The sequence below is a fragment of the Bradyrhizobium sp. SEMIA genome (assembly GCF_014844175.1).
GTDB lineage: Bacteria > Pseudomonadota > Alphaproteobacteria > Rhizobiales > Xanthobacteraceae > Bradyrhizobium > Bradyrhizobium arachidis.
On sequence record NZ_CP046601.1, the window covers coordinates 9,452,049 to 9,465,504 of the forward strand.

Here is a 13,456-nt window from a genome sequence, read left to right on the forward strand (position 1 = left end):
TTGAGCATGATCTTTTCGGAAAACCGCTGCGCACTTTTCCGGATCATGCCCTAGGGGTACTCGTGAGGCTCCTGCTTCGGCGCTAGCGCGCCGAGCAAAGCGAACGGATGGCAGGCCAGGAACGTCCAAAGCTGACAGGCCGCTGTGAACGCAGCGAGAGTCGCGGTCGAGTAGACGTCGTCGCGAAGGCGCTCAGACCGAGCCAGCCTGCCGGCCCTGTAGGCCCTGAAGTCGATTATTTTTGCCGATGCTTCTGTCACTTGATTTCCACGCGCTCCATAGGCCCACTCGAATTCGCAACAAGTCTGACCAGGGCGGTACCGGCACAGCTCGGCCCAGTCCTACGCCGCTCGCAACCATCGAAGCCATTTCTGATCGGCCTCCCGTCGCGCCTTGAAGCGGTTGACGCATTGCTTGGAGCAAAGGGCCGTTCGCCACCAGTAATGGCGGATCAGCCCAAACTTTCCGCCGCATATCGCGCAGCATGCGGCTGAATGGTCGAGGGAATTACGGAAGCCAACGTGCATTTCTCGCCTCCTGTCGACATTTACTTGGGAAGCCCCGCTAACCCTCACGGCAGCACCACGCATGCACCAACGGTGCGGCCGCCCGGCGGGCCGTCTCCCTGGTCTTGCAGCCATCAAAGAGCCTTGACTCTGAGGTGCGGCTGCCTCGCGAAGCAGTACTTTCCACAGAATGCCTCGCCGAGAATTTCCTCAAAGATAGTGGATTTTTCTATCGTGATTGAGACAATTCGGCCGGCATTTCAGCTAAATGCTGCGCTTTCATAGCTAGTCCGCAGGATTGCTGCGCCAGTTGGATCAGGTGCGATTAAAGCAAGTGCTTAAAGCGCGATTAGCCTGCTAGCCGTGGGCGCAGCATCCTCCTTACCCTTTCAAACGGCAGCAATACGGACACTTTCGCCTTGCAAGATCCTGTCACTGCAGACGATTGCACTTTTATGGCACCTCACATCAGCAAGTACGCAGCGTCACGGATGGCAGCATAGATCTCATCAAGGTCGGCCGCCGTAACGCAGTAAGGCGGCATCACGTAGATCGTGTTACCGAGTGGGCGTAAGAGCAGATTCCGCGCTTGGAAGAACGCCAAAAGCTTCGGCCCGATGTCCGCCAGATAGCCGGCATCGCTCGTGTTGAGTTCAAGCGCTGTGACTGTTCCTGTGCGTCGGACGTTTGCGAACCGTGAATCGGCGCAAAATGGCGCGAGTGCCTGTTCTTGCATCCTGGCCAAGGATGCCACTCGCCTGCGATATTCCTGTTGCTGCCATAGGTCCAGATTGGCCTTGGCGGCGGCGCAGGCCACTGGATTGGCCGTATATGAGCTAGAATGGAAAAACGTACGCGTGCGATCTTCAGAATAATGCGCATCGAAAATATCGGCACGACAGAGTGTGACGGCGAGCGGCAGCGCCCCAGCCGTGAGGCCTTTCGAATAGCAGGCAATATCGGGCGTGACATCGGCCTGCTCACACGCAAACAAGCTACCCGTCCGGCCCCAGCCCGTCATGACCTCGTCGGCAATGAACAGGACGTCGAAGGCTTCGCAGATCCGCTTCATCTCTCTTAGCACCGAGGGAGAATACATCAGCATTCCACCGGCACCCAGTATCAGGGGCTCCACGATAAAGGCTGCAGGATGTTCGTTTCGACAGGCGTTTTCAAGCGCATCGAGCGCTATTTGCTCACGATCTCTTGCCGGGAACGGAATCGAGGTCACCTCGAACATCAGCGCACCGTAAGCCGCATTGAAGACGCCTCGGCTACCCACCGACATCGCCCCGATCGTGTCGCCATGGTACGAGTGCTGCATCACCACAATTTGGGTTCGCTGTCTTCCGGTATTGTGCCAGTAGCCGAGCGCCATTTTCAGAGCGACTTCGACGCTGGTTGATCCGCTATCGGAGAAGAACACATGCTCGAGCGCCGGGGGGGTGACCTTCAATAGTTCCGTCGCAACTTGCTCAGCCGGGTCGTGAGTGTATCCGGCGAAGATGACCTGGTTGAGCTTGCCTGCCTGTTCTCGGATCGCGTTCACGATGCATGGATGGCAATGGCCGTGGGTCACGACCCACCAGGAGGAGATTGCATCGATAAGGCGTCGGCCATCTTCGGTGTAGAGATAGGCCCCCTCTCCCCGCAGCACCTTCGTCATGTCCCGCTGTAGAGCATGCTGCGTGAACGGGTGCCAGACCGACGACCTTTTGGCTATCGTCATAGGTTCAGGAAATCACTGCCAAGAAAGGAGTCTTTGAAAGCGGCCTGCAGCCCTTCGTCCGTGAGGGGTACAAGCCACGGGAGCCGTCCCAACCAACGCACTCTCCCGATCTCGCAAATCGCGCTTTCAGTTTCGGCGTTTCTTTCGCCAATGAACGCAATTCCAAGGATTCGAATCTGACGCTTCCGCAGAGCCTCTATGGAGAGCAGGGAGTGATTGATTGTGCCCAGTCCCGTCCTGGCGCAAAGCACGACGGGAAGCTGCCAGCGTTCGAAGATGTCAATGTAAAGAGTGCGCGCTGTCAGCGGCACCATGAGTCCGCCGGCACCCTCAATCACGAGCTGCCGCTCGCCGCTGTCCGGCAGTCCAAGCGTCTCTGTGTCTATGCGAACGCCATCGATCTCCGCGGCGTAATGGGGCGAGGCAGGCGTCCGAAGTCGATAGAGCTCCGGGACAATGCGATCGGACGAGAGGCAGCCGAGGCGGCGGACGCACTCGGAGTCGGTCTCTTGTTCGAGCCCGGCCTGGACCGGCTTCCAGTAATTCGCGCCTAGAAGGCCGGCGAGCCCTGCGGAAAATACCGTTTTGCCGACTCCGGTGTCCGTACCAGCCACGACGATCCGCTTATTCATCAAAACGAGCCCCTCGTCACCTCAACAAGCGCATCGAGCATTGCGCGCACGTCCGCCTCCCCAACATTGAGTGTCAACGAAATCCGCAAACGGGCGGTGCCTGTTGGGACGGTTGGCGGCCGAATTCCGCGGATGTCAAAGCCGCGCCCCTGCAGAGCAGAGGCAAGTCGCATCGCATGAGCATTGTCACCCACTATGTACGGCACGATCTGAGAGGTCGACGGCGTGTGCAAACCAAGGGAGGTGATCTGCCGATGCGCGAACGAAACAAGTTCGGCCAGCCGTTGCTGCCGCTCCGGCTCCTCCCGCAGGATGAGGAGTGCCTCTCGAACGGCAACGGCATCAATGGTGATGGGGCCGTGGCAAAGATAAACGGACGGCAGCGATTGACCATGAAATCGCGCAGGATGCCGGAGGCCGTAACAAGTGCACCCGCCGCACCGAGCGCTTTGCCGCAGGTATGAACGACGATGAGATTGTCGCGCCTCACATAAGGGGCCGTGAGCCCTCGTCCATGAAGCCCGTAAGCTCCGGTGGCATGAGCCTCATCCACGATCAGAAACGCGTCATGGCGATCGGCGATTGCCACCAGCTCTTCGAGCGGAGCGAAGTCGCCATCCATACTGTAGAGACTTTCGGCCACAATCCAGACGCGGCCCGCTCCACCTTTGGTTCGCCAATCGCGAATTGCATCTTCGATCGACTGGGGATCATTGTGCGCGTGAATTCGGCACTCTGCGCGGCCGGCTCGCGCCCCCTCGTGAATACTGGCGTGCACGAGCGAGTCGAGAACGAGCAGATCGCCGCGCTGCGGTAGCGTTGTCAGGAGGGCAAAATTTGCGATATAGCCGCCTCCAAAGAAAAGCGCTGCCTCCGCACCAAAGAACTGAGCCGCCTCCGCTTCGAGCCGTTCATGCTCTTCGCAGTTGCCGCGCAGAAGCCGCGACCCGCCGGCCCCAACCGGAGTGCCCGCCTCGAGCGCGGCGACCATCGCCTTTTTGATGCGCGGGGCGCACCCGAGCGCCAGATAGTCGTTTGATGCGAAATCTATCCCCACGCGCGGCTTGAGGCAGCGCAGCCGTTTATCTTCGTTCAAGGCATTCAACGCTGCGACGTAGGGACTAAGTCTAGCTGCTTGCATTGACCGCATTCATCGCTCCCAGGATCGCATCAAATCACGCAAAAGATCCGTTGGCCGTTGAAGAAGGATGGATGGCCCTTGAGGCTCAAATTGCCAGGATGCGATTGTCTTGGTCCACACGCACAATGCGTGGCTTGAATATCTTTGCTTCGACCTCGTCGAATGAGGCATATGCAACGATAATGATCTTGTCTCCGGGCATTGCGAGTCGGGCGGCCGCACCGTTCAGGCTTATCGTGCCAGACCCCGGCGGCGCCTCGATCACGTAGGTGGCAAAGCGCGCCCCTGTTTCGACATTGTAAATTTCGACGCGCTCGTTGATCAGCATTCCCGCCGCCTCCAGGAGCGTACGATCTATCGAGATCGAGCCTTCGTAGTGCAAATCAGCTTCGGTTACTGAGGCGCGATGGATTTTTCCCTTCATCAAAGTTATCTGCATTGTTCACCTAGGCGGGATGTAGGGGCAACATATTGCGCGCACTGCTTCCCTCCGGCGAGCCCGGACGTGATGCCGAGCCGGGCCAGCAGATCCGCATCACGATCAACTTTCGGGTTTTTGGTGGTCAAGAGCACGTCGCCGATGAAGATCGAATTTGCTCCGCCCAAGAAGCAAAGCGCCTGCAATTCATCGCTCATGTATTGCCGCCCGGCGGACAAGCGAACCACACTCCTTGGCATCGTGATCCGCGCGGTCGCCACCAGGCGGACCAGCGCGATCGGATCGGGAAGCTCCGCGTGGTCTTCCACCGGCACGCCTTCGATCTTGTTCCACAGGTTGATCGGCACGCTTTCGGGATGGTTGGGAAGATTGGCGAGCAGCACGAGCATACCTAGGCGGTCCTCGATGTGCTCGCCCATGCCGATAATCCCGCCGCAGCAGATCTTGATGCCGGCATCGCGCACGTGCGCCAGCGTATCGATGCGGTCCTGCAGGCTACGGGTCGTGATGATCTTGCGGTAAAACTCGGGTGATGAGTCGACGTTGTGATTGTAGAAGTCAAGGCCAGCCCCGGCGAGGCGCGCGGCTTGGTTCGCTGTCAGCATGCCGAGCGTGACGCACGTTTCCATGCCGAGTCGCTTGACCGCCTTGACCATGTCGCAGACGGAATCGAGATCGCGATCTTTTGGCGTGCGCCAGGCCGCTGCCATGCAGAAGCGCGTCGCGCCCGCATCCTTCGCGCGCCGCGCGCTCGCAACCACATCGGCGCAATGCATCAGACGGGTGGCTTCCAGGCCGGTCTCGTAATGCGCGCTTTGCGAGCAGTAGCCGCAGTCTTCCGGGCAGCCGCCGGTCTTGATGCTGAGCAGGCTCGCGGTTTCGACGTGGTTTGGATCGAAGTGCTTGCGATGAGCGCGCTGCGCCTGAAACATCAGGTCGGCAAAAGGCAGGTCGTAGAGCGCCTTCACCCGTTCGACGTTCCAATGATGACGAACCTGCGCCCCTTTGCTCGCTTCCTTCCGGTGGACTTGCGCAGCAGCATCCATAATCCAATCCCGCTCAATTGTAGATAATCGCATGAATTATCTATAGTCATCGCTCTCGAAGAGATGCTAATCGAGCTGCCTCGCAAATGCACCGACTATTGCGGTAGATAATCTATGATCACTGCTGACAACATGACGACGGTCGCGCGCATCGCGGATTCAATCGCTGAGCGCATTATCAGCGGCGCCTTAGAGCCAGGCGCGCCACTGCGTCAGGATCACGTTGCACGAGAATTCAGTTCCAGCCACGTCCCGGTGCGCGAGGCCTTTCGGCAGCTGCAGGCACAACATCTTGTTGTCGCTGTGCCACGCCGTGGTGTTCGGGTTGCCCCGCTCGATACCCATTCAGTGAAGGAGATCGCCGAAATGCGCGCTGCGCTGGAAGTGGTGGCGTTGCGCCATTCCGGGCCAAGGCTCACAACAGCTCATTTGGCTCGGATCGAGCTCACCGTGATCGAAGGAGACAGCGCAAAGACGATCGAGGAGTTTGAGATGGCCAACCGCGCCTTTCACCAAGCCTTGGTCGCGCCGTGCGGAATGCCGCGTCTGCTCGCGAGCCTCGATGGACTGCAGCTTGCCAATTCTCGATTGGTATTCGCGATGGCGCGATCGGTGGGCTGGCGACCGCGCTCCAATCAAGATCACCGGCTGATTCTGCAAGCCTTGCGAACGCGCAATATCGATCAAGCCTGTAATCTGCTGACGCGGCACATTCAAACCATTGAGCGCCTTACCCTTCCGGCGTCCTGAGCAACTCTGGCAAGCATCATTGCGGCTCGCGGACGATCGCAAGCGACGGAGCATGCAGCAAGTGACTAGCCTCATTGCAACGGGTTCTATTCCCAGATAGTTATGCCCCGCTAGCGACATCTCCGGACGGCCATGATTCGTCACATCGTCTTCTTCAGCGCCAAGGACAAGGCGCATATCGACCAGATCATCGAAGGTCTTTCGCGTCTCACCGCGATACCACATGCGCGCCGGCTTGAGGTTGCCCGCAACCGCAAGACCGATCAGCTCGGCAACGATATTGACATCGTGGTCTATGGTGAGTTTGACAGCGAGACGGAGCTCGCCGCGTACAAAGCGCACAATCTCTACCAGGAGGCGATCAAACGTGTCCGACCGCTCCGCGAGCTGCGGTTCGCGGCCGATTACGATGTATCACTAGATACTCCTTTCGCCTCAGCGGCAGGATGATCGAGGTGCTGTGGCAGCAAAAGGTCCACCGCCGGGTTAACTTGGCAATGGCCTCAAGTTTCATGCCATCGGAGACCGGCGTCGCTCTCATCGGGTGGGGCAACAGATGGAACGGCACTTTCACGACGACAGCGGCCGGCGGCCGATAATCCGATGTACGTTCGCGAGTTGCAGTGGGTTGAACCTTTCACAGCGATGCGACGTCTTGGGCATCGCTCGCATCTCACGTTTCTCGATAGCGCAGCAAGGCACGAGCTGCTTGGCCGCTACTCATATGTAACGTGCGACCCGTTCAGCACCTATAGGGTCGCGAACGGCCAAGCCAGTTGGAACGGACTGACTCTCGAGGCCGATCCATGGAAGGTCCTTCGCACGCTACTCGCGAAGTACCCGCAAGAGTATCGTCCCGATCTCCCGCCATTCCAGGGAGGAGCGGCAGGCTATCTTGCCTACGACATGAACAGGACATTGGAGCGATTGTTTGCGCCGGCAATTGCCGGTCTGGGTTTGCCCCAATCCATCCTGAATTTCTATGACGTGGTCATCAGCTTCGACCACCGGGATAACAAATGCTGGATCGTCTCGACCGGATGGCCGGAGCAGGATCGCGTGCGACGGAGCGACCGAGCGCGTCGTCGGGCCGATGAGTTTGCAGCATTGCTTGACGGTCCGATGGCGCCACAGAATGGTTATCCCAGCAAAGCAGGCGCTTGGAGCTCGAACTTCAGCCGCGAGGGCTACATTGCGGCGGTACAACGCGTGATCGAGTTGATCCGGGCGGGTGACGTGTTCCAGACGAATATTGCGCAGCGCTTCAGCACCCGCCTGCCGACCTCGTTTGATCCGCTCGCCTTCTATTGCCAGCTACGATCATTGAATCCGGCGCCTTTTGCGGCCCTGCTGCGATGGGGAAAGTTGACCATCGCCTCAAGTTCGCCGGAACGATTCCTGAAGCTTAACGAGCAACAAGTCGAGACACGGCCCATCAAGGGCACGATCGCACGTTCGCCTGATTTCAATGAAGACCACCGCCGTGCGGCTGTTCTCCTCGCTTCTGAAAAGGATCATGCCGAGAACACGATGATTGTGGACCTTTTGCGAAACGATCTGTCCCGCGTTTGCACGGCGCATTCGGTCGAGGTTCCGGCTCTATGCGATCTCGAGTCCTATGCCTCGGTGCACCATCTCGTGTCGATCGTTACGGGGGCACTTGCCGGAGGGGAAGACGCCGTTAGCCTGCTCCGTGCTTGCTTTCCGGGGGGCTCCATTACGGGAGCGCCAAAGGTGCGGTCGATGGAAATTATTACAGAAATCGAGCGCATAGCGCGGGAGGTCTATTGTGGTGCGATCGGCTTCATCGGCTTCAACGGGCACATGGACACAAATATTGCGATCCGCACTGTCACGATCGACGGCGACATGGCTGTGTTTCATGCGGGCAGCGGTATAACGGCCCTGTCGGAGCCCGAGGTCGAATACGAGGAAACGCTCGCCAAGGCAGAGCGAATCTTTGATGCATTTGGTTCTGAACGAGCTGGCGCATTTTGATTATCATCATCGATAATTACGATTCGTTCGTGTTCAACATTGCCCGCTATTTCCACAAGCTCGGTGAAGCAACGGAAGTGATCCGAAACGACGCTATCAGCATCGGCGAGCTCGTTGGTCTCAAGCCGCGCGCGGTGGTGATATCGCCCGGTCCCTGCACCCCAACTGAGGCAGGAATATCGAGAGCAGTGGTCCGCGAACTTTCAGGACGCGTACCAATTCTCGGCATCTGCCTTGGACATCAGTGTATTGCTAGCGCTTTCGGAGGACGGGTTGCGCGCGCACAACGGCCCATGCACGGTCGGCGCTCATACGTTGCGCATGACGGCCGAGGTTTATTCAAGGGGCTGCCAACCCCGCTTGACGTTGGGCGCTACCATTCTCTTATCGTCGAGTTTGAGCAGTCATGTGCGCAGAACCTCATAGTGACAGCGCGTTCAGAGGAAGGGGAGATCATGGCCCTCACGCATCGCTATCATCTCACCTGTGGCGTCCAGTTCCATCCCGAATCGATCCTTACCTCACAGGGGGACGTCCTGCTTATGAACTTCTTGCGACTCGCAGAGGATTTGCGAAACCACGCGGACGAATGAGAGGCTCGGCCTGCCGATCAAGATGGTGCACCGTTGGTGTCCGCGTCTCTACGAGCACCGCCATATGGTAGGCATTTTGTGGTAATCAGCGCTGTTCCGTGCTCGGCTCCGCAGTCAGCGGCGCGCCTCCGACAGAAACCGGACCTTGCGGTTTTAAGGGCCGGACGTCCCTCTTGGCCGGCTTGGATGTGGTGCGCACTGGTGGCGAAGAAGCAGCAGGAGCAGGAGACACAACAAGTGCCGGATTCTGCAGCTGCTCGATTCTTTGGGTCAGGGCTGCGATCTGATCCGAGATCCGCTTTAGCTCGGCTTGCTGCGCATCGACGTTGCGATTGAGCTCGGCAATTTCATCGGCCGTCTTCTGCTGCCCCGATTGGATCCCTAAAAGCACGTCCCTATCATCAGGTGACAAGCCAAGCGTGGGAGGCACGACTTCATGTGCCGAGGGCGCCTCGGCAAACGTTTCGATATTCGTAAAGAAATAGACTCCTCCGGCGCAAAGAACGAGCAATACGGCTAGAAGAGCAAAGATCCACCGAAAGCCTTTCAACGGTCTCTGCAGGACCGGCAGCAACTCCGAAGCTTGGGATTGATCCGTCACAGCCACACCCCGCTCTCATCATCTCGATCTGCTTTGGTTGTTCTGGTTGCCGCGAGAGCAGAAGATGGTCAAGAGCTGCCTCGAGCCGCAACCCCCGCTGCATCGTTTTCAGCAATGTTGTCCCCAAAGCCGGGTCTTGATCGCATCAGGGTTTTTGCGAGCACTGCGCTGCAGGTGGTGAGGTAAATAATGAGGGCCGGTAGAGGGGATTACCCGTGAAGCACATTCATACCTGTGCTCTTGAGAGGGCCGCCTCACCGAAAGGCAATGCGCGTCGGGGATTTGCTAGGTGAGGCTTCCAGCGGTCCTTTGCCTGATTGTTCGAGGGTCGGAAGTCGTAGCGTCGAAGTTGACCTGGCGCAAAAATGCCGCGCAACCCACGCAACAAACGCGTGATGCGAGCGCAATCATAAGACTAACTATATTGTTCGATGGAGGGGAATTGCGTTGTTAATGGGCAACTGCACGAAGGCCAGCCAGGAGATCAGGTCGGCCGTTCAGAAAGACCGGAACTACATGCGAAAACGACGCGAATCGAGGAAGCGGATCCCTACGGATTCCTGAGCAGATCATCTGCAAGCGCCAGGCCTCCATACGCGGAAAACATACCAGCGCCCCTGTCCAGCTGCGTACCATCTTGCATGAGGTCTCGCAGGGATCCTAGCGCGACCACAGGTCGGGCCGCGGGATGAAAGCAAATGCGAGCAGGCTCGAGCAACGCGGCGCAAGCCCAGCCGCGGTCAGCGCCAACAGGCTGCCGGACACAATGTCATGATTGCTCATGAACCGTCCTTCATGGCGCCCGGAAGCAGCACGAGGGGGCGGTTGCCTTCGTGGTGAATAGCCAATCACGGGATTCCTACTCAAATTTTCTGCACTATTCCCGCAGTCTGCAAGGGAAAACGCGTTTTTTAAGCGCAATCGTCCCACTGTTCGGCGGCTGCCGGCGAGAACGAACGAGTATCAAAATTTGTGGGGTGTTTGCTGGCCAATAGGCCGTGGGATGCCCCGTAAGAGCCGCCCCTCCTCCCAGGCCCGCGCTGTGAGTCGTTTCATAATTGCGATATATCGTTTCGAGTAATCCTTGTTGCATGCGCGCTCTCCTAATCCTCCTCACGGCTTATACGATCATGTTGGCAGCACGTGACCTGCACCAAAATGGCTTCGTGCCACGTCCGACGGCATCCATGCCCCCGGTCGACGTGCCGTAACCCAGGCACCTGCCTCTGTCCGCAAACGACTTGTCGCAGTTCATCAATATTGGGCAACCACTCAGACCCATACTTGCGATCTGCACCGCTGCTGTAGGCAGCACATCTTCCCTAGCGTGGGGCCAGCCACGTCATTCTATCATTGCGGAACTGGCGTAGCGGCACTTAAGTCCGGCAGCGCAGGCCCAAGCTCAAGGAGCCGATCGGCACACTTCGTTGGCCGCCATCTCAAACCGGGCGTACGACTATAAATTCAACGCCAGAAGGAAAGGATACCTACCGCTGGCATTTCGTCGACATCGACATCGATCGGCCGACATATGACGACGCTCTTGATTGCAAGGATGAACACGACCAGGGAACTTGCATCCTCGAAGGTCTTCCGGCGGCGATTGCGATCCTCAAAGACAATTCGCGCTCTGAGGAAGAAGGTTGCGCGCGCTGAAGCTTGTTGGTCCATCTGGCTGGGGACCTGGAGCAGCGTTGCACGCAAGCGAACATAACGGCGATCAAGGCGTTAACAAACTGCATGTCATCTTGCACGCAAAGCGATACGACGGCACGTCCTATACGCGCGCGCCGACATTCCACAGCATATGTGAGGACTCTCTGATCGATCTCCAGGCGTATTCGTGGGGGAGTTAAACTGATGCGCTGGATGCCGATCTGCTGCCGACAGTCGAAGCCCCGCCCTATGATGAAGCACGAGTTGCTGCTGCGCGAACGATACGCACGCCCTGGGTATAAGAGCCTATCAGCTCCTGCCCTCAGGAACTGGACCACAACGATTCGGGCCACGCCGTAGAGTTCGGCAACGATTATGCCGTGGCCATCAAAGCGGACCTGGATCGCGAGCTGGTAAAGGGAGCCGCGCGGCCTAAGGCTATTCTGGAAGATGCACACGGCAATTCCTAGACGAACTGCCTACCTTAGGTCGGCCGCAGAACACCTCCCGCTAATTCTCGATAATCATGATTTAACAAGATCAGTGTTGGATGCTTTGTACACTCGAAGTCCGCACGATATCCCGAGGACGGTTCTGCGCGATGAGGTCGTGCGGTTGAGGGCAATCGGCGCGCGAACCGCGTACTAAGGTTGAAACTCATTAAATCCACCATACACCAGATCGCAGCATCCAGCAGACACTATTGAGGACGCGTCGGTCGTTTTACCCGAGGGGCTCCCCGCGGCTTGTTTGGTAGCATAGACTCGATAGCTGCCCATTCGTAGTCCGTTAGTTCATGGCGCATGATTCGAAGCCCCAGTTTGGGAGCTTGAATCACGGGCGCCGGGCCAATCACAATGCTTTTGCCATGTCAGGCCGACTTGTCCTCACGACTGCCCTCAAGCTTATCTCGCAAGGCCGTGATCACGCGATGGACAATCCGTATATCCTTGACCGACAGCCCTTCTGAAAGATCGTTGATCCAGGGAGCCTGCAACTCCATTGCGGCTTCGAAGGCGCGCTGTCCATTCTTAGTGAGCACGACGAGCTGTGCCCGTCGGTGATGCGGGTTGACCTCAAAAGATACGAGTCCCTCTCTGTGCAGATCATTGATAATCCGCTGCACGTTTTGACGATTGCCGCCGAGGTCACGTGCGAGCCAAGCGACCGGTTGGGGACGTTCAGCGGACACAATGGCGCCAAGCACCTGCCAGCGAGCGCTTGTTAGGCCGAGCGGGGCGACCAGACGGTCGCCGGCCGTCAGAAATAGGCTGTCGAGCCTGAATAGATCGAGAACAAGGTCGGTCAGGGCGTCACCCTCCGGGGTTCGCTTGGCTCTTTTCATTTGTCACCATTGCTTTGTATTGACATCATGATGTCAAAGTGGTATGGGATCATAATACCAATTAGACATCACGTATCAAATAGCAATGGAGGCACTCATGTCGCTGTTACGCCCACTCGACCCTTCCTTCCCGATCGACCGCCAGATCGCTATCGACGCAAATTCGGTCGTCCTGGTGAACCCATTCACTCTAGACAAAGCCGATGAGGCGGCTTTTCTCAAGACCTGGCAGGACGACGCAGCGTTCATGAAGCGACAGCCGGGCTTCATTTCCACTCAGCTGCACAGAGCTCTCGGCGACAGCTCGACCTATCTTAACTACGCCGTCTGGGAATCCACCGCACACTTCCGCGCGGCCTTCACCCATCCTGACTTTCTAGCAAAAATCGCCAGCTATCCGGCCTCCGCGATAGCCTCCCCTCATCTGTTCCAGAAAGTTGCCGTGCCCGGCATCTGCGTCGCCTAGCCCTGCTCTTTTTAGGAAGGGAAGATACTCATGATCAAGTTGATCCATCCTGTCGCTGGCGCCTTGGCTATCGGAACGATCGGCACATTTTGGCTGTCGACGGTACTCAGTGAGCTGTTCGCGTCCCATGCCACGGTTGCAGCGGTTAAGAGCACCATACCGTGGGGTTTCTTGTTGCTGATTCCGGCGCTCGCGGCGACCGGTGGTACAGGTGTCATCTTGGCAAAGGCGCGCCGGGCCGGACTGATCGGGACCAAATTCAAGCGCATGCCATTCATTGCAGGAAACGGCATCCTGATTCTTATTCCGTCTGCGCTCTTCCTTGCGTCCAAGGCTCAGGTGGCTGAATTCGATGCCACGTTCTATGCTGTGCAGGTGATCGAGCTCGTCGCGGGCGCAACAAACATTACACTTCTTGCTCTCAACATGCGGGACGGTCTCAAAATGAAGGGATGGTTGCGCCACAAACCCGCTTGATCACCGGAACTGAACTGCGCGGCCAACTGATCTGAGGCCCGGTATTGTCGTGGCTTATCAGTACGCGCCCTAAAATG

14 protein-coding genes and 1 pseudogene are annotated in these 13,456 nt (G+C 57.9%); 6 read left to right on the forward strand and 9 right to left on the reverse strand.

Going from position 1 to position 13,456, the window contains the following annotated elements; translation table 11 throughout:
* Positions 1–969: 969 nt before the first annotated feature.
* The 5 genes and pseudogenes from FOM02_RS45375 to bioB form a co-directional block, all read right to left on the reverse strand.
* Positions 970–2,235, reverse strand: a complete 1,266-nt coding sequence (locus tag FOM02_RS45375) for an adenosylmethionine--8-amino-7-oxononanoate transaminase (protein ID WP_265441242.1) — start codon at positions 2,233–2,235, stop codon at positions 970–972.
* The gene (bioD, locus tag FOM02_RS45380; protein WP_265441243.1) at positions 2,232–2,867 is read right to left on the reverse strand and encodes a dethiobiotin synthase; all 636 of its coding nucleotides are present in this window, start codon (positions 2,865–2,867) and stop codon (positions 2,232–2,234) included. The genes FOM02_RS45375 and bioD overlap by 4 nt, the downstream gene beginning before the upstream one ends.
* Positions 2,867–4,017: pseudogene (locus tag FOM02_RS45385) on the reverse strand (8-amino-7-oxononanoate synthase). The gene bioD and the pseudogene FOM02_RS45385 overlap by 1 nt, the downstream one beginning before the upstream one ends.
* 76 nt (positions 4,018–4,093) lie before the next feature.
* Positions 4,094–4,447 carry an aspartate 1-decarboxylase gene (gene panD / locus FOM02_RS45390; RefSeq protein WP_027562312.1) on the reverse strand — a complete coding sequence of 118 codons (354 nt, stop codon included), beginning with the start codon at positions 4,445–4,447 and terminating at the stop codon, positions 4,094–4,096.
* Positions 4,438–5,493, reverse strand: a complete 1,056-nt coding sequence (gene bioB / locus FOM02_RS45395; protein ID WP_265441244.1) for a biotin synthase BioB — start codon at positions 5,491–5,493, stop codon at positions 4,438–4,440. The genes panD and bioB overlap by 10 nt, the downstream gene beginning before the upstream one ends.
* 114 nt (positions 5,494–5,607) lie before the next feature.
* Here bioB and FOM02_RS45400 point away from each other — a divergent pair, with 114 nt between their 5' ends.
* The 4 genes from FOM02_RS45400 (at position 5,608) to FOM02_RS45415 (ending at position 8,834) form a co-directional block, all read left to right on the forward strand.
* Complete coding sequence (locus FOM02_RS45400; protein ID WP_265441245.1) at positions 5,608–6,243, forward strand: GntR family transcriptional regulator; 636 nt, start codon at positions 5,608–5,610, stop codon at positions 6,241–6,243.
* Between the two features lie 132 nt (positions 6,244–6,375).
* Positions 6,376–6,693 (forward strand): Dabb family protein, encoded by a 318-nt coding sequence (locus FOM02_RS45405; protein ID WP_265441246.1) that lies wholly within the window; start codon positions 6,376–6,378, stop codon positions 6,691–6,693.
* Between the two features lie 153 nt (positions 6,694–6,846).
* Positions 6,847–8,241, forward strand: coding sequence for an aminodeoxychorismate synthase component I (pabB, locus tag FOM02_RS45410; protein ID WP_265441247.1), 1,395 nt, complete (start codon positions 6,847–6,849; stop codon positions 8,239–8,241).
* The gene (locus FOM02_RS45415; protein WP_092220783.1) at positions 8,238–8,834 is read left to right on the forward strand and encodes an anthranilate synthase component II; all 597 of its coding nucleotides are present in this window, start codon (positions 8,238–8,240) and stop codon (positions 8,832–8,834) included. Before pabB ends, FOM02_RS45415 begins: the two co-directional genes overlap by 4 nt.
* Before the next feature lie 85 nt (positions 8,835–8,919).
* Here the strand turns inward: FOM02_RS45415 and FOM02_RS45420 are convergent, their stop codons facing one another.
* The 4 genes from FOM02_RS45420 to FOM02_RS45440 all read right to left on the reverse strand — a co-directional run bounded on the left by FOM02_RS45420 (position 8,920) and on the right by FOM02_RS45440 (position 12,436).
* On the reverse strand, positions 8,920–9,441 hold the full coding sequence (locus FOM02_RS45420) for a hypothetical protein (protein WP_265441248.1): 522 nt from the start codon (positions 9,439–9,441) through the stop codon (positions 8,920–8,922).
* Between the two features lie 654 nt (positions 9,442–10,095).
* Positions 10,096–10,218 (reverse strand): hypothetical protein, encoded by a 123-nt coding sequence (locus FOM02_RS45425; protein WP_265441249.1) that lies wholly within the window; start codon positions 10,216–10,218, stop codon positions 10,096–10,098.
* Between the two features lie 681 nt (positions 10,219–10,899).
* On the reverse strand, positions 10,900–11,106 hold the full coding sequence (locus FOM02_RS45430; protein ID WP_265441250.1) for a hypothetical protein: 207 nt from the start codon (positions 11,104–11,106) through the stop codon (positions 10,900–10,902).
* 856 nt (positions 11,107–11,962) lie between these two features.
* Complete coding sequence (locus tag FOM02_RS45440) at positions 11,963–12,436, reverse strand: MarR family winged helix-turn-helix transcriptional regulator (protein ID WP_027562320.1); 474 nt, start codon at positions 12,434–12,436, stop codon at positions 11,963–11,965.
* A gap of 97 nt (positions 12,437–12,533) precedes the next feature.
* Between FOM02_RS45440 and FOM02_RS45445 the strand changes: the two genes are divergently transcribed.
* Both FOM02_RS45445 and FOM02_RS45450 read left to right on the forward strand, forming a co-directional pair.
* The gene (locus FOM02_RS45445) at positions 12,534–12,902 is read left to right on the forward strand and encodes an antibiotic biosynthesis monooxygenase family protein (protein ID WP_231164280.1); all 369 of its coding nucleotides are present in this window, start codon (positions 12,534–12,536) and stop codon (positions 12,900–12,902) included.
* A 30-nt stretch (positions 12,903–12,932) separates the two neighbouring features.
* A complete protein-coding gene (locus FOM02_RS45450; RefSeq protein ID WP_194389464.1) occupies positions 12,933–13,379 on the forward strand; it encodes a hypothetical protein in 447 nt (148 codons plus the stop codon).
* Positions 13,380–13,456 lie beyond the last annotated feature (77 nt).